We start from the raw sequence: 15,446 nt of genomic DNA, 5'->3' as shown, positions 1-15,446 counted from the left end.
TGCGCCCACAAGGGACGCACGGCAGGGTGACCGATGGCGGCATGCGATCGGTCCGGCAGCGATCAGGGCTTGTAGTTGTTGAAGCGCTGGTTGTCGTTGAGCGCCTTGCGGCTGTCTTCCTGCGCCTTGCGGCGCTGGGCCACGGTCAGGCAGACACTCTGCGGCATGTTGCTGCCGGTGGTGCGTTCACGACGGCAGACCATGCGGCTGTCGGCGTGGGCGCGGGTCATGATCGTGTTGATCACTTCCTGGTCGTTGAAGATCTCGGTGCGGTCCTGCGGACTGACCTGCTCCACGCGTTCGTGGTCGCCCATCTTGATCTTGATGCGGCCCAGCGCCTGCTGCACGCGGCTTTTGTCTTCCAGCCCGATCTCGCTGTAGTCCTCGCTGTTGATCGCCGTCTCAACGTTGCGGATCTGTTCGGCCACCGGTGCGTTGGCGTCGAACTTCACCTGCCCTTTCTCGGGCTTGGCGTGGGCGGTGGTGGCCAGGGCCAGGCCCAACATCAGGGCGAAGGGGGTCATGCGCTGCATCGTTACCTCCAGGTTCTTCCATGAGTGGAACATCGATCCTGCGGTGCCACCGATGCGCCGTCACAGCACGCTCGATGGGCCGAAGGGCGGTGCGGTCAACGCCCGGCGGGCGGTGGGCTGAGCGTGTTGTAGCTGCGCTGGTCGTTGATCAGCGCCTTGCCTTTCTCTTCGATCCGGCGCCGTTCGGCCACGGTCAGGCAGCGGCTCTTGGGCATGTTGCTGCCGGTGGTGCGTTCGTACCTGCAGATCTGCCGGCTGTCTTCATGGCCACGCGCCAACAGGGTGTTGATGCGTTCCTGCTCGTTGAAGACCTCGGCCTGCAGCTGCGGCGGCAGCTCCTGCACGGTCTGGCGTTCGCCCATGTGCTGGCGGATACGCGACAGCGACTGCTGCACCTGGCCGCGATCCTCGGCGGACAGTTCGGCATAGTCGGGGGCGGCCAGGGCGGTTTCCACCTGACGCATCTGCTCGGCGACCGAGCCCTGCCGGTCCATCTGTACAGCCACTTTCTCCGGCTTGGCGGCAACAGCGCCAGACAGGCCCAGCAGCAACGCGATCATCATGATGCGGTACATCGCCAACCTCCCGATCCATCCCGGAACGAAGGGCCAACTCTACGACCGTCACGCGGCCTCCACAAGAGACCTTGGGCATGGGGCCGACAGGCATAAAAAAGGCCCAGACGGTGCACCCGCCTGGGCCTGAAGTCGTATCCCGATACCGATCCTGCTGAGAGGCAGAGCTGCGGTTCGCTGAAGCCTACGCCCGATCCGATTAAAGCCTCGTTAAAGGCCCGGATCATTTGCCGGTGAGAATCATAACCCCATGGATAATCAGGGTTTTTTGATCTTCTCTACGTGCTCGATGATGCGTGTCGCCACGTCGACCCCGCAGGCCGCTTCGATGCCTTCCAGCCCGGGCGTGGAGTTGACCTCCAGCACCAGCGGGCCGCGCGCGGAACGGATCAGGTCCACGCCGCAGACCGACAGGCCCAGCGCCTTGGCCGAACGCACCGCCACCTGCTGCTCGGCACGGCTGGCCTTGGCCGCCACGGCGGTACCCCCGGCGTGCAGGTTGGAGCGGAAGTCGCCCTCCGGTGCCTGCCGCTGCATCGACGCCACCACCTGGTCGCCCACCACGAAGCAGCGCAGGTCGGCCCCCTTGGCCTCGCCGATGAATTCCTGCATCAGGAAGTTGGCGTACAGGCCGCGCAGCGCTTCGACGATGCCGCGCGAGGCACTGGCCTTCTCGGTCAGGATCACGCCGCGCCCCTGGGTGCCTTCATTGAGCTTCACCACGTGCGGCGGCGGGCCCAGCATGGACAGCAGGTCGACGGTGTCGTCGGGGTTGTCGCCGAACACGGTGACCGGCATGTCGATGCCCTTGGCCGCCAGCAGCTGGTGCGCGCGCAGCTTGTCGCGCGAACGCAGGATGGCGTCGGACGGATTGGGCGTGCGCGCGCCCATCAGCTCGAACTGGCGCAGCACCGCGGTGCCGTAGCGGGTGATCGAGGCACCGATGCGCGGAATGACCATGTCCACGCCGGTCATTGGCCGGCCCTTGTAGTGCATGGAAAAGCCATCGGCGGCGATGCGCATGTAGCAGCGCAACGGGTCCAGGATGCGCACGGTGTGGCCGCGCGCGCGCGCCGCCTCGACCAGCCGACGGGTGGAATACAGGGAGCTGTTGCGGGACAGGATGGCGAGCTTCATCGCGGTGGGATCGGTCGGCAGGCGCGAAGCATAGCGCGGGCGTGTGGCGGGTGGATGATGCCTGGCCCGTGCCGCCTGCGCCGGTAGTGGCCGGCTCCTGCGGCGACGATTCCGGCGAAAGAGTAACCGTCGCCGGATACACCACAGGCCCGCATCACCATGCGGGCTGGGTCCGCTTCAGAACCCGCGCGCGGATTCACCCAGCGCTGCGATGCAGGCCATCTGCGTGACCGATCCGGCCGAGGTCCCCTCATAGATCTGCCACAGAAGCTGCGCGGCCTTCGGCCCACCGGCGCGACCCAGTGCGCGCACTGCCGCCAGCTGGCGGGAGGTGCCGGCACCGGAGTTCTTGTAGATCTCATGAAGGCTGCCGACGACGTCGTCCTTCGTTTCCATGCGCTGCTTCCGTGTAGGAAATGCGGCAACGCTAACCGGGCGCGTATGGCCGTGGATATGAAACTAATCAGAAATGAAGAAGGCCGCTGATGAGCGGCCTTCTGTCTACGCGCGTGGCGTGATTGGAGCGGGCGATGGGAATCGAACCCACGTCAGTAGCTTGGGAAGCTACAGCTCTACCATTGAGCTACGCCCGCAGTGCGGGTGAAAGTCTATGCGGTGGGGCCGGTGTTGCGCAATGGCGGCGTGCCGCAATGGGGTCAGAGCCGTTTCCTGGCGGAAACGGATCCGCCCCCCGGCGCAACAGGTCAGAGCCCTTTCCTTGCGGAAAGGGATCCGACCCCGGCGGGTGCTGCTTAGAACGTGCCGCTGAAGTTGGCGAACAGGGTGGCGTCCTGCGCGCGCTTCTGGCCGGTCGACGCGCTCAGGCCGAAGTTGCTCTGCAGGCCGAACAGTTCGGTGCGGGCACCCAGCACGACGGTGGCGTAGTTCTTGTCGAACTTCAGGCCCGGCACGCGGTAGCTGCCCAGTTCCGGCAGGGTCTGCAGCCAGGCGCTGGCCTGCTTGGTGTCCTCGAACTCGTGATCGTAGGTCACCTGCGCGTACGGCTTGACGGCGCCGCCATCGAAACGGGCCTGCCAGCCGAGGCGGCCGACGGTCGAATCGACGTTCTGGCGGTCATAGCCCAGTGCGGTGGCCAGGGTGCCGGCCGCGGCGCTTTCGGTGTAGCCGTCGATCTTCACCTTCTGCCAGATCACCGAGGCGATCGGGCCGTGGCGGAAGCCGCCTTCGGTGCCGAACTCGTAACCGGCGTTCAGGGCGGCGGTCAGGTTGCTGCCGTCCGGCGAACCACCATGCTCACGGGTGGCCGGGCCCAGCTGGACCTTGCGGTTCACGTCATAGGACAGCCAGGTGTAGCTGACCTGGCCGTTCACCCAGATGCGGTCGCCATACCAGCCGGCGAACAGACCGGCGGTGGTGTCCTTCTGGGTGAAGTCGCCACGGCTGTTGCCGAAGTCGGCGCTGAGGCGGCCGAAGCCGGCGAAACCGCCGAACACCATGCCGTCGCGGGCCCAGTCGATACCGAACAGGCCGGCCGGGGCCAGGCCGTCGTACAGGTCTGCGTGGTCGTAGCGCTGCAGGTCACCGCGCACGCCGCCCCACCAGGACAGGCCGTCAGCCGGACGACCACCCAGGTGCATGCTGACCTGGTCGGCACGCGAGCGGCCGATGGTCTGTGCCGAGTGGCTCAGCACCTGCTGCAGGCGCGGGCCTTCCAGCACCGAGACCGCGTACTGACCCAGCAGCTGATGACCCGCGGTGGTCGGGTGCACGCCATCGGCGAACAGGTAGGTGTTGGCCGCATCCGGGCTGACGTAGCTGGTCGGGTTGCAGGTCAGGATGCTCTGCGTCGAGTTGGCCGGATCGATCTTGCAGGCGGTGCTGGTGACGTTGGTGAAGCCGTACATGCCCGGGTTGGCGGTCACTTCACGCAGGATGCTGAAGGTGTCGAGCGGAATGAACTCGATGCCCGCCTGCTTCAGACCACCGTACAGGGCCTTGTTGTAACCGGCCGACAGTGCAGTGGCGGCGGCGGCGTTGGGGCCACGGAACTGCGGAGTGATGCCCACGTCCGGCAGATTCGGCACGAGCACGTACTGGGCACCGGCCTGCTTCAGGGCGCCCACCAGCGCGATCTGGTCGGTGACCGCGGCGCCGATGATGCCCTGCACCTGGGCCTGCGAGGCACCACCGGCCGCTGCGCGCGTGGCCGCGAACAGATCATTGGCACCGCCCCATACGGTGTACAGGGCATTGGCGTCGGCCTTGCCACCATTCGCAGCAAGGTAACGGGTCGCCTGCGACTTCAGCGACGGAATGGCTCCGAGGCCACCCGCTTCGTCGGCCGATACACGGGCGCCGCCGACGGCGTAGTTGTCACCGTTCTGGCCATTGCCGTTGGGCGTGCCGTTGAGGCCGTAGTAGTTGGCGACCTGCTGCGCCCACACCCAACCCGGGTTGGTGGTGAACTGGCCGGTCACCGGACGCACATCGGCCGGCAGCAGCGGGCGGAAATAGCCAGCGTCGGTCAGGCTGTCACCGAAGAACACGGCCTTGGAATAGGGGGATTCGCCTGCCATGGCCGGAAGCGCGGCCAGCGCGATCGCGGCCGCCATCAGGGAGCGGATCGGGCGTTTGCTGAGCAGCATGTAAAAAACTCCTGTGGGGATATCGTTGAGGACCCGGCGGACGTACGCCGGCGCACGGTGAATGGTTCCACTGCGCCGCGTTTTGCTCACGCTGCGCCGCCGCATGGATTGTCGCCTGAGGGCGCTGGACCACGCTGTGCCGGGGCTGGCGATCAACGAAATTTGCAAGGGTTCCGATCCGCGCAGGCCATCGGCGACAATGCGGCGATGAACATCCAGCTCAACGGCGAACCCCGTACCCTGCCCGCTTCGGCGACCCTCCACGACCTGCTGCAGGCCGAGCAGCTGCTGCAGCGCCGGGTGGCGGTGGAGGTCAACGGCGAGATCGTCAGCCGCAGCCGCCATGGCGAGCACGTCCTGGCCGAAGGCGACGTGGTGGAGATCGTGCACGCGCTGGGCGGGGGCTGAGGCCTGCGCGGGTGTTCAGGGGTCAGTTCCCTTTGCCGATGGCAAAGGGAACTGACCCCACGCTCGACCCCGCCCTCTGCGTGACCCCATCTTCAGGCGGATAAGCGATAATCGCGCCATGAACGTTCATGTCTCCCCCGATTCGCTGGTGATCGCCGGCAAGACCTATGGCTCGCGGCTGCTGACCGGCACCGGCAAGTTCAAGGACCTGGAAGAAACCCGCCTGGCCACCGAGGCCGCTGGCGCCCAGATCGTCACCGTGGCCATCCGCCGCACCAACATCGGGCAGAACCCGGGCGAGCCGAACCTGCTGGACGTGCTGCCGCCGGAGCGCTTCACCATCCTGCCCAACACCGCCGGCTGCTACACCGCCGAGGACGCCGTGCGTACCTGCCGGCTGGCCCGTGAGCTGCTGGACGGCCACAACCTGACCAAGCTGGAAGTGCTGGGCGACCAGAAGACCCTTTACCCGGACGTGATGCAGACCCTCAAGGCCGCCGAGCAGCTGGTCAAGGACGGTTTCGAGGTGATGGTCTATACCTCCGACGACCCGATCCTGGCCAAGCGCCTGGAAGAGATCGGCTGCGCTGCGGTGATGCCGCTGGCCGCGCCGATCGGTTCGGGCCTGGGCATCCAGAACAAGTACAACCTGCTGCAGATCATCGAAGACGCCAAGGTGCCGATCATCGTCGACGCCGGCGTCGGTACCGCTTCGGATGCGGCGATCGCGATGGAGCTGGGCTGCGACGGCGTGCTGATGAACACCGCCATTGCCGGTGCGCGCAGCCCGGTGCTGATGGCCAGTGCGATGCGCAAGGCGGTCGAGGCCGGCCGCGAGGCCTTCCTTGCCGGGCGCATCCCGCGCAAGCGCTACGCCAGCGCCTCCTCGCCGGTGGATGGGCTGATCGGCTGATGACCAATCCTTTTGACAGCGCCGGTTCCAAGGCCCCGCCCAAGCCCTTCACCGTGAGCGAGGGCCGCCGCGAGGTGCGCAGCTTCGTGTTGCGCCAGGGCCGCTTCACCCCTGCCCAGCAGCGCGCGTTCGACGAACGCTGGCCGCGCTTCGGCCTCGACTACACCGGCCAACCGCGTGACCTGGACGCCACCTTCGGCCGCCCGGCACACAAGGTGCTGGAAATCGGCTTCGGCAACGGTGCCGCGCTGCGCTTCGCCGCCCAGCACGACCCGTCGCGCGACTACATCGGCATCGAGGTGCACGCCCCGGGCGTGGGCCGTCTGCTGAACGCGCTGGCCGAGGACAATGCCGACCACGTGCGCCTGTACCACCACGATGCGGTGGAAGTGCTGCAGAACGAGATCGCCGACGGCGCGCTCGATGAAGTGCGCATCTACTTCCCGGACCCGTGGCACAAGAAGCGCCACAACAAGCGCCGCCTGCTGCAGCCGGCGTTCGCCGAACTGCTGGTGCGCAAGCTGCGCCCGGGTGGCCGCCTGCACTGCGCGACCGACTGGGAAGACTACGCCGAGCAGATGTGGGATGTGCTCGATGCCACCGCCGGCCTGGTCAACCGTGCCGGCCCGCGTGGCAGCGTGCCGCGCCCGGACTGGCGCCCGCAGACCCACTTCGAGACCCGCGGCCAGAAGCTCGGCCATGGCGTCTGGGACCTGCTGTACGACCGCACCTGACGATCGCCTGAGGACGCCGCGCCCCACATGGATACCGCGCTGACGCTGACCAACGACATGAAGCTCGTGCTCGGGCTGGTCGGCTTCACGATGGCGATGTTCCTGTTCGAGCGCATCCGCGCCGACGTGGTCGCGCTGGTGGTGCTGGTGGTGCTCGGTGTCACCGGACTGATCGCGCCGGAGGAAATCTTCGGCGGTTTCTCCGGTAACGCGGTGATGAGCATCATCGCCACCACCATCCTCGGTGCGGGTCTGGACCGCACCGGGGCGCTGAACCGGCTGGCCGCCTGGCTGCTGCGGCGCGGCCACGGTGTCGAGCAGCGGCTGCTGATGATGACCACGGCCATCGCCGGCCTGAACTCATCCTTCATGCAGAACCCGTCGGTGATGGCGTTGTACCTGCCGGTCGCCTCGCGACTGGCAGCGCGCACCGGGCTGACGATGCAGCGCCTGCTGCTGCCGATCTCGGCGGCGATCGTGATGGGCGGCGCGCTGACCATGGTCGGCAATTCGCCGCTGATCCTGCTGAACGATCTGCTGGCCTCGGCCAACAACAACCTGCCCTCCGGCCTGGCCACCATCGAGCCGCTGCGCATGTTCGCGCCGCTGCCGATCGGCGTGGCACTGCTGGTCGCCTCGCTGCTGTACTTCCGCTACTACGGCGACCGCAAGCTGATCGAGGAAGAAAACCTGGTCAACGACGGGGTCACCCCGGCGCGAACCGAGAGCTACTTTGCCAAGACCTACGGCATCGAAGGCGATGTGTTCGAGCTGGTGGTCAGCGCCGAAAGCCCGCTGGTCGGCATGACCCTGGGCGAGGCCGAGACCCTGCACGATGCGCCACTGCTGCTGGCCCTGAAGACCGGCAATGACACCCGCCTGGCGCCGCCGGCGGAGATGCGCATCTGGGTCGGCAGCGTGCTCGGTGCGATGGGCCCGCGCCAGCAGATCAGCGACTTCGCGCAGAACCAGTTCCTGCGCATGTCCTCGCGCCTGAAGCACCTGGGCGACCTGTTCAACCCCAGCCGCGCCGGCATTTCCGAGGCGGTGGTGCCGCCGACCTCGAACGTGATCGGCAAGAGTGCGGCCGACCTGCGCCTGCGCAAGGAGCGCGGCATCAGCCTGCTGGCGATCAACCGCGACAAGCAGGTGATCCGCGAGGACGTGCGTGACGTGCAGCTGCGCGCCGGTGACATGCTGGTGTTCCACAGCATCTGGACCGACCTGGCGCAGGCTGCCAAGAGCCGCGACTTCGTGGTGGTGACCGACTACCCGACCGGCGAGCAGCGCCCGCACAAGTTCAAGATCGCGATGGCGATCTTCGCGTTGACCATCCTGATCGCGCTGACCAGCAAGCTGCCGGTGGCGCTGACGCTGATGACCGGCGTGGCCGGCATGCTGCTGACCGGCGTGCTGCGCATGGACGAGGCCTATGCCTCGATCAACTGGAAGACGGTGTTCATGATGGCCGGGCTGATTCCGCTCGGCTGGGCGATGGACTCCAGCGGTGCGGCCGCGTGGGTGGCCGGCCATACCATCGACAAGCTGCCGACTGGCATTCCGGTGTGGGTGCTGGAGGTGGCGCTGGCGCTGCTGACCACGGCGTTCTCGCTGGTGATCAGCCATGTAGGCGCGACCATCGTGATGGTCCCCATTGCGGTGAACCTGGCACTGGCGGCGGGTGGCAACCCGACCGCGTTCGCGCTGATCGTGGCGCTGTCGGCGTCCAACAACCTGATGACGGCCTCCAACCCGGTGATCTCGATGATCACCGGCCCGGCCAACTACACCCCGCGCGAGATGTGGCGGGTCGGCGGCCCGTTGTCGCTGATCTACACCTGCGTGGTGGTGCTGATGATCAACCTGATGTTCTGAGGGACTTGATCGGCAGGGCTGCGCCCTGCACCTGCAGAAGCCGAAGCAACAGCAACAGCGGGCATTCCGTGGGATGGCGGGGCACTGTGGGTTTGCGGGGGCGCCGTAAACCCATCCATGGGGGGCTTGGTCGCGGCATCCATGCCGCTCACACCCCGCAAACCCACAGTGCGCCGCCTTCGACAGTTTCACGCGGCGGGTGGTGGGTGCCGACCGTTGATCGGCACGGATCTCGCTCTGGTAGCTGTCGACCTTGGTCGACACGGCTTTTGTAGCGTCGAGCCGTGCTCGACTGCTTCTGGCCTCAAGCCAGGTAGACCTGCCCGTCGCGCACGTCCACCGGCACCGCGCGCAGGCGGTCGCCCTTGCACGGGCCGGCGATGCAGTCGCCACTGTCCAGCGCGAACGACGCGCCATGCGCGGCGCACACCAGGTGGCCCTCGCGGCTCTTCAGGAACTGCCCCGGCGCCCAGTCCAGGCGGCGGCCGGCATGCGGGCAGATGTTCAGGAATGCGCGCACCTGCGCGCCGTCGCGGTACAGCACCAGCGATTCGGCGTCTCCATCGACCACCGCTTCGACCTCGGCAAACGCGCCATCGGCAATGGCATCCAGGGCGATCAGGGCAGCAGCGGCAGTCATGGCGAAGGCTCGTACGGTAAACCCGCATTGTCGCATGCCCACTCAGCTGACTGGCTGCGACATGAACACAAGTCATTGATCCGTAATAAGCACAGGCTATATTTAACGAGTTTTTCACTCAATGACAGTGGCGCGTCCCGATACTCTGGTTTCGCTGATCCCAGCCTATCGAGCCGCCATGTTCAATCGCGCATCCGCCTTCAACCAGTTCCGCACCCTGTTCGCGCCGCGCAAGCCGCGCCACCCGCTGGTGCGCGTTGCCGTGGGCCTGCTTGGCCTGGCGATCCTGGCCGCGATGGTGTTCATCGGTGTGTTCGTCGGTGCGGCGATGATCCTGGTCGGCCTGGCGTGGAAGCTGCTGGCCTCGCGCAAGCCGGGTGTTGCCCGCCCGGTCGACCCGACCGTCGTCGAAGGCGAGTACCGCGTGGTACGCAAGCCGGTGTTGCCGGCCTCGCGCTGATCCACCTCCTCCGCGCCCGCTGACGGCGGGCGCCATGCGTTCTAGACTGCGGGCACGCCCTTCCTGGATGCCCGCATGTCCGATGTCTCCGATGTGATCCCTGCCGTAGCCCTGCCGCGTGTGCCGGTAGCCGGTGGTGGCAGTTTCCCCGTGCACCGCATCTACTGCGTCGGCCGCAACTTTGCCGACCACGCCCGCGAAATGGGTGCGGCAGTGCCGGCGGCCGATGACCGTGGCCGCCCGATGTTCTTCAGCAAGCCGGCCGATGCGATCGTGGTCGGCCACGACGATGCAATCCCCTACCCGCCAGCGACCGCCAACCTGCACCACGAAGTGGAGCTGGTGGTGGCGATCGGCCGCGATGCGCCCGCCGGCGAGCTGGCCGTGGCCGACGCCGACGCACTGGTCTACGGCTATGCCGTCGGCCTGGACCTGACCCGCCGCGACCTGCAGGCCGCGGCCAAGGACAAGGGCCACCCGTGGGACGCGGCCAAGGGCTTCGACGCCTCCGCGCCGATCAGCGAAATCGTCCACGCCGAGGAAGTCGGCGACCTGGCCGCGCTGAACCTGTCGCTGGAGGTCAACGGCGAGGTGCGTCAGCAGGCTCTGCTCGACCAGATGATCTGGAACGTGCCGGAGATCCTGCATGAGCTGTCCAAGCTGTGGCAGCTGCGTGCCGGCGACCTGGTGTTCATGGGCACGCCGTCCGGGGTGGCCGCGCTCAAGCCCGGCGACCGCTTCAGCGCGCGCCTGGAAAACGTGGCCGAGCGCCACGGCGTGATCGCCGGCTGACATCACCTGCGCTACCCTGCGCGCTGTCCACTTCCCCACTGGAGAAAAACAACAATGGGAATGCTCACCGAGTTCAAGGAATTCGCGATGCGCGGCAACGTCATCGACCTCGCCGTCGGCGTGGTGATCGGCGCGGCCTTCGGCAAGATCGTGACCGCACTGGTCGAGAAGATCATCATGCCACCGCTGGGCTACCTGATCGGCCGCGTGGACTTCTCCAGCCTGGCCTGGACGCTGTCGCCAGCCCGGCTCGGACCGGATGGCAAGGAGATCCCGGCGGTGGTGGTTGGCTACGGCGACTTCATCAACACCGTCATCCAGTTCGTGATCGTGGCTTTCGCGATCTTCATCGTGGTCAAGGCGATCAACCGCCTGTCGCGCAAGAAGGAAGCGGCACCGGCGGCGCCGGCCGAAGAAGTGGTGCTGCTGCGCGAGATCCGCGACAGCCTGAAGAAGTAAGGGTACCGGGCGCCTATGGGCGCCCCTCCCACCTGTAGAGCCGAGCCCACGCTCGGCTGATCTGCAAAAGGCAGCCGAGCATGGGCTCGGCTCTACAGAAGCAGGCGAAAGCCCCGCTCCGGCGGGGCTTTCGCTTTGCTGCATCTGGCGGAAAACAGCATCCGCGCCAGCCATGACCTCCCGCCCATGCGCCGGGCTGAACGACTGTTAAGCTCCAAGGCTTAGGTCCCTTCCCGGAGTTGTCCATGCGTCGCCGCGTCCTTGCCATCGCATCCTCCCTCGCCCTGTTGGCCGCCCCGGCCTTCGCGGCACCGCGCACCACCACCCTGCCCCCCGCCTCGCTGGCGACCGCCGCGCAGCTGCGCGACCAGGCGCTGGCCGATGACACCGGCTGGAAGGTGGTCGAGTCGCTCACCACCGAGATTGGTCCGCGCATCGCCGGCAGCGAAGCCGATGCCCGCGCCGTTGCCTGGGCCGAAGCCAAGTTCAAGGCCCTGGGCTTCGACAAGGTCTGGAAGGAGCCGGTGACGTTCCCGAAATGGGAGCGCCGCAGCGAACACGCCGCCGTGACCGGCAGGAACCCGCAGCCGCTGCAGATCACCGCACTGGGCGGCAGCCCGGGTGGCACCGTGGAAGCCGAGGTGGTGCGCTTCGCCGATCTGGCCGCGCTGCAGGCCGCACCGGCAGGTTCGCTGAAGGGCAAGATCGCCTTCGTCGATTACCAGATGCTGCCCTTCCGCGATGGCCGCGATTACGGCCGCGGCGGTGCGATCCGCAGCAAGGGCCCGTCCGAGGCGATCCGCAAGGGCGCGGTCGGTTTCCTGATGCGCTCGGCCGGTACCGACTCGCACCGCGTGCCGCACACCGGCATCACCCGTTTCGATGACGGCCTGACCCCGGTGCCGTCGGCCGCGCTGTCGGTGCCCGATGCCGACCAGCTGGCCCGCCTGCTGGCGCGTGGCAGCACCACGGTGAAGGTGGCACTGGATTGCGGCTGGGACGGCACCGCCACCTCGTACAACGTGATCGGCGAGATCACCGGCCGCAGCCTGCCGAAGGAAGTGGTGGTGATCGGTGGTCACCTGGATTCGTGGGACCTGGGCACCGGCGCCGTGGATGACGGCGCGGGCGTGGGCATCACGATGGCCGCCGGCCACCTGATCGGCCAGCTCAAGCAGGCACCGAAGCGCACCATCCGCGTGATCGCCTTCGCCAACGAGGAACAGGGCCTCTACGGCGGCAAGGCCTATGCCGAAGCGCACGCGAAGGACGTGGCCCTGCACCAGCTGGCCGCCGAGAGCGACTTCGGCGCAGGCCGCATCTACGCCTTCAATACCGGTTCGCCGAACCCGGAAGGCTCGCGCGAAGCGACGAAGCAGATTGCCGAAGTAATGAAGCCGCTGGGCATCGAGTACCAGGCCGACAAGGGTGGCCCGGGCCCGGACGTCGGCCCGCTGGCCGCCAAGGGCGGTGCGTGGGCGTGGCTGGCGCAGGACGGCTCGGACTACTTCCACCTGCACCACACCGCCGACGACACGCTGGACAAGATCGACCCGAAGGCACTGGCGCAGAACGTGGCCGCGTATACGGTGTTCGCCTACCTGGCGGCGGAAGCCGACGGCAGCTTCGGCAGCGAGGCCAAGGCGACCACGCCGCCGAACGAGTGATGCGGTGACACAGGGGGTCAGAGCCCTCGCCCTTGGCGAGGGATCTGACCCCTGATCGTATTAGCTCTCCCAGACCCGGGTGTTGCTTACCCCGATCGTCTGCGGTTTGAACAGCGGATCACGCTGCTTGCGCTTCTGCGCCTCGTAATCGCGCAGTGCGGCCAGGGCAGGCCTTTGCAACAGCAGGATGGCGATGATGTTCAGCCAGCTCATCAGGCCGACGCCGATGTCGCCCAGCGACCAGGCCACCGTTGCACTGTTCACCGCCGAGTAGCCGGTTGCCGCCAGGAACAGCAGCTGGAAGCCGCCCATCACCCAGGGCGTCGGCCGATCACGGCACAGATAGCTGACGTTGGTCTCGGCCATGTAATACAGCGCCAGGATGGTGGTGAACGCAAACGGCAGGATCGCCAGCGCCACGAACGAACGGCCGAAGCCCGGCAGCGTCGATTCCACCGCGTGCTGCACGAAGCGTGGGCCGGCTTCGACACCCGGCAGATTGCCCAGCAGCAGGCGCGCCTCATCCGGAATACCGTTCACCGCCGGGTCGTAGACGTTGTACAGGCCGGTGGACAGGATCAGGAAGGCGGTCGCACTGCACACCACCATTGTGTCGATGTAGACCGAGAACGACTGCACCAGGCCCTGCTTGACCGGATGCGAGACTTCCGCGGCGGCGGCCGGATGCGCACCACTGCCCATGCCGGCCTCGTTGGACAGCACGCCACGGCGCACGCCCCACTGGATGGCGGTGCCGATCATCGCGCCGAACGCCGCATCCACGCCGAATGCACTGCGCAGCACCAGCATGATCACCTCCGGCACCCTGTCCGCGTTGAGCACCATCACCAGCGCCGCGACCAGCAGGTAGGCCACGGCCATCAGCGGCACCACCCATTCGGCCACGCGCGCAATGCGCCGCACACCGCCGATGAGGATGGCACCCAGCACCACCAGCAGAACCGCCGTGGTGGTCATCACCGGCACGTCCCAGGCTTCGTTCACCGCACTGGTGATCGCATTGGACTGCGTGCCGGCCAGCATCGCGCCCGCCAGCACCGTCACCAATGCGAACAGCACTGCATACCAACGTTGGCCGAGGCCCTTTTCGATGTAGTACGCCGGGCCACCCCGGTATTGTCCTTTGCCGTCGCGCTCCTTGTAGATCTGCGCGAGCGTGGACTCGATGAAGGCGCTCGAGGCGCCGAGGAAGGCGACGATCCACATCCAGAAGATCGCGCCGGGCCCGCCGAAGGCGATGGCCATGGCGACGCCGGCGATGTTGCCCACGCCCACGCGGCTGGACAGCGAAAGGGACAACGCCTGGAACGGCGACACGCCGGCATCGGAGCGCTCATGGCGGAACATCAGGCGCAGCATGTCCGGCAATGCACGCAGCTGGATGAAGCGCGTGCGGACGCTGAAGTACAGGCCGGTGAGCAGGCACAGCACCACCAGGTAGGGGCTCCAGACGACGCCAAGGATCGCGTTGACGATGGATTCGATGTTCATCGGCGGCCCCTCAGAAGAACATGCCCAGGGCGACCTGGGGGCTGATGATGCGGCCGGTGTTGCGGCCGGCCACGCTGAACTCGACGCCGGCGATCAGGCCCAGTGACGGGCTGAAGTGGTACTCCACGGCCGGCGCCAGAGTGACGCTGCGGCTGGCCGGGCGATGCTCGTCGATGCGTTCGAAACCACCGCTGGCGTTGCGCGCGAAACCCCTCAGGCGCTGGCCGGTCTCGCGGCTGGCGGCCACTTCCATCACGCCCACCCAGCGCGGATTGAAGCTGTACTCGGCGCCGACCGACAGGCCCAGCACCGACCCCCGGGAGATGTGCCCCTGGAAGCTGTCGTCGGTGCCGTAGACGCTGGCCCCGGAGATCGCCGTCCGCGACGGCGCAGGCCCGGCGCCAAGCTGGGCACGCCAGCGCAGCGGGCGGTCGTTACCCAGCCAGACCACCTGCTGCACGCCCAATGCGGCAGTGGTGCGCTGCACACCGTCGCCCTGCGCATCGAGCGGATTGCCGGTGATGCGGTCATGGCTGCCGGTGCTGAAGCGCTGCACCAGCGCGACCGAGATGGCCGGACGCGTGCCATCGGCATTGGGCGCCTGCAACAGGTACTGCAGGCGCGCGGTGGTGTCACCGGCACGGAAACCACTGCTGCGCGCGCCGCCCTGTTCAGCACGCGATGCACTGAGATTGACCTGCCCCATCACCCGGTCGCTGAAGCCGTAGATGATCGGTACCACCGTTGCCCATGCGCCGCTGCGTTGCCCACTGCGGCGGCGATGGCCGCCATCGTCGTAATGATCGCGGCTGTCGATCCGCACCAGATAGGGTTCGATGTACCAGTTGCCCTGCGGCAGGCCAGCCGGGTTGGGGGTGATCAGCGGCCCGGTGAAGTTGACGCCGTCCAGGCTGCGTTCGCTGGCTGCGGCACGGCCGTTGGCAAGGACGCTGGTCAGGACCAGCAATGCGATGAGGATACAGCGTGGGTGATGCATGGCAGCCTCTTCTGGACAACGTGGGATGGAGTTCCACCCTGCGTTGCCGGAAGCGGCTGACCAATAAGGAAACTTTCAAAACATCATGCGCGCTTGACGCAATTACGGACCCTGGAAGGGGTCAGAGCCCTCGCCTGC

16 protein-coding genes and 1 tRNA gene are annotated in these 15,446 nt (G+C 67.1%); 8 read left to right on the top strand and 9 right to left on the bottom strand.

The genetic code is table 11. The features are described from left to right. Positions 1 to 62 precede the first annotated feature (62 nt). The 6 genes from AC5P8R_RS02695 to AC5P8R_RS02670 form a co-directional block, all read right to left on the bottom strand. Positions 63 to 533, bottom strand: a complete 471-nt coding sequence (locus AC5P8R_RS02695) for a hypothetical protein (RefSeq protein WP_014648207.1) — start codon at positions 531 to 533, stop codon at positions 63 to 65. Positions 534 to 628: 95 nt separating this feature from the next. Next, on the bottom strand, positions 629 to 1,108 hold the full coding sequence (locus AC5P8R_RS02690; protein ID WP_032957208.1) for a hypothetical protein: 480 nt from the start codon (positions 1,106 to 1,108) through the stop codon (positions 629 to 631). A gap of 258 nt (positions 1,109 to 1,366) precedes the next feature. Then, positions 1,367 to 2,245 (bottom strand): 30S ribosomal protein S6--L-glutamate ligase, encoded by an 879-nt coding sequence (gene rimK / locus AC5P8R_RS02685; protein ID WP_005418651.1) that lies wholly within the window; start codon positions 2,243 to 2,245, stop codon positions 1,367 to 1,369. Positions 2,246 to 2,422: 177 nt separating this feature from the next. After that, positions 2,423 to 2,641, bottom strand: coding sequence for a hypothetical protein (locus AC5P8R_RS02680; protein ID WP_046432239.1), 219 nt, complete (start codon positions 2,639 to 2,641; stop codon positions 2,423 to 2,425). A 123-nt stretch (positions 2,642 to 2,764) separates the two neighbouring features. After that, a tRNA-Gly gene (locus AC5P8R_RS02675) sits at positions 2,765 to 2,838 on the bottom strand. A gap of 159 nt (positions 2,839 to 2,997) precedes the next feature. After that, positions 2,998 to 4,851: an autotransporter domain-containing esterase gene (locus AC5P8R_RS02670; RefSeq protein ID WP_046432240.1), complete on the bottom strand. Its 1,854-nt coding sequence runs from the start codon at positions 4,849 to 4,851 to the stop codon at positions 2,998 to 3,000. A gap of 207 nt (positions 4,852 to 5,058) precedes the next feature. Between AC5P8R_RS02670 and thiS the strand changes: the two genes are divergently transcribed. The 4 genes from thiS to AC5P8R_RS02650 all read left to right on the top strand — a co-directional run bounded on the left by thiS (position 5,059) and on the right by AC5P8R_RS02650 (position 8,781). Then, on the top strand, positions 5,059 to 5,259 hold the full coding sequence (thiS, locus tag AC5P8R_RS02665; protein ID WP_005418796.1) for a sulfur carrier protein ThiS: 201 nt from the start codon (positions 5,059 to 5,061) through the stop codon (positions 5,257 to 5,259). Positions 5,260 to 5,377: 118 nt separating this feature from the next. Continuing rightward, positions 5,378 to 6,172 (top strand): thiazole synthase, encoded by a 795-nt coding sequence (locus AC5P8R_RS02660; RefSeq protein WP_005418798.1) that lies wholly within the window; start codon positions 5,378 to 5,380, stop codon positions 6,170 to 6,172. Beyond that, positions 6,172 to 6,906 (top strand): tRNA (guanosine(46)-N7)-methyltransferase TrmB, encoded by a 735-nt coding sequence (gene trmB, locus AC5P8R_RS02655; RefSeq protein WP_019660186.1) that lies wholly within the window; start codon positions 6,172 to 6,174, stop codon positions 6,904 to 6,906. Before AC5P8R_RS02660 ends, trmB begins: the two co-directional genes overlap by 1 nt. A 27-nt stretch (positions 6,907 to 6,933) precedes the next feature. Next, positions 6,934 to 8,781, top strand: coding sequence for an SLC13 family permease (locus AC5P8R_RS02650; protein WP_032957191.1), 1,848 nt, complete (start codon positions 6,934 to 6,936; stop codon positions 8,779 to 8,781). Between the two features lie 304 nt (positions 8,782 to 9,085). Here the strand turns inward: AC5P8R_RS02650 and AC5P8R_RS02645 are convergent, their stop codons facing one another. Next, positions 9,086 to 9,421, bottom strand: a complete 336-nt coding sequence (locus AC5P8R_RS02645) for a Rieske (2Fe-2S) protein (RefSeq protein WP_012511947.1) — start codon at positions 9,419 to 9,421, stop codon at positions 9,086 to 9,088. 178 nt (positions 9,422 to 9,599) lie between these two features. On the opposite strand from AC5P8R_RS02645, the gene AC5P8R_RS02640 reads away from it, so the two are divergent. The 4 genes from AC5P8R_RS02640 (at position 9,600) to AC5P8R_RS02625 (ending at position 12,799) form a co-directional block, all read left to right on the top strand. Next, entirely contained in the window at positions 9,600 to 9,881 is a 282-nt protein-coding gene (locus AC5P8R_RS02640; protein WP_005410817.1) for a hypothetical protein, read from the top strand. A gap of 75 nt (positions 9,882 to 9,956) precedes the next feature. Beyond that, positions 9,957 to 10,673: a fumarylacetoacetate hydrolase family protein gene (locus tag AC5P8R_RS02635; protein ID WP_019660190.1), complete on the top strand. Its 717-nt coding sequence runs from the start codon at positions 9,957 to 9,959 to the stop codon at positions 10,671 to 10,673. A 54-nt stretch (positions 10,674 to 10,727) separates the two neighbouring features. Beyond that, positions 10,728 to 11,132 carry a large-conductance mechanosensitive channel protein MscL gene (gene mscL, locus AC5P8R_RS02630; RefSeq protein WP_005418809.1) on the top strand — a complete coding sequence of 135 codons (405 nt, stop codon included), beginning with the start codon at positions 10,728 to 10,730 and terminating at the stop codon, positions 11,130 to 11,132. 245 nt (positions 11,133 to 11,377) lie between these two features. Continuing rightward, positions 11,378 to 12,799: a M28 family peptidase gene (locus AC5P8R_RS02625; RefSeq protein WP_032957185.1), complete on the top strand. Its 1,422-nt coding sequence runs from the start codon at positions 11,378 to 11,380 to the stop codon at positions 12,797 to 12,799. A 60-nt stretch (positions 12,800 to 12,859) separates the two neighbouring features. Here AC5P8R_RS02625 and AC5P8R_RS02620 read toward each other — a convergent pair whose 3' ends face one another. Beyond that, the gene (locus AC5P8R_RS02620) at positions 12,860 to 14,311 is read right to left on the bottom strand and encodes an alanine/glycine:cation symporter family protein (RefSeq protein WP_134966441.1); all 1,452 of its coding nucleotides are present in this window, start codon (positions 14,309 to 14,311) and stop codon (positions 12,860 to 12,862) included. A gap of 10 nt (positions 14,312 to 14,321) precedes the next feature. Continuing rightward, the gene (locus tag AC5P8R_RS02615; protein WP_262088094.1) at positions 14,322 to 15,308 is read right to left on the bottom strand and encodes a hypothetical protein; all 987 of its coding nucleotides are present in this window, start codon (positions 15,306 to 15,308) and stop codon (positions 14,322 to 14,324) included. Positions 15,309 to 15,446: the final 138 nt, after the last annotated feature.

Source organism: Stenotrophomonas sp. YJH_SMC_73 (assembly GCF_059370155.1).
The sequence above is the reverse complement of the archived record's forward strand: the minus strand, read 5'-3'. Positions and strand labels throughout refer to the sequence as shown.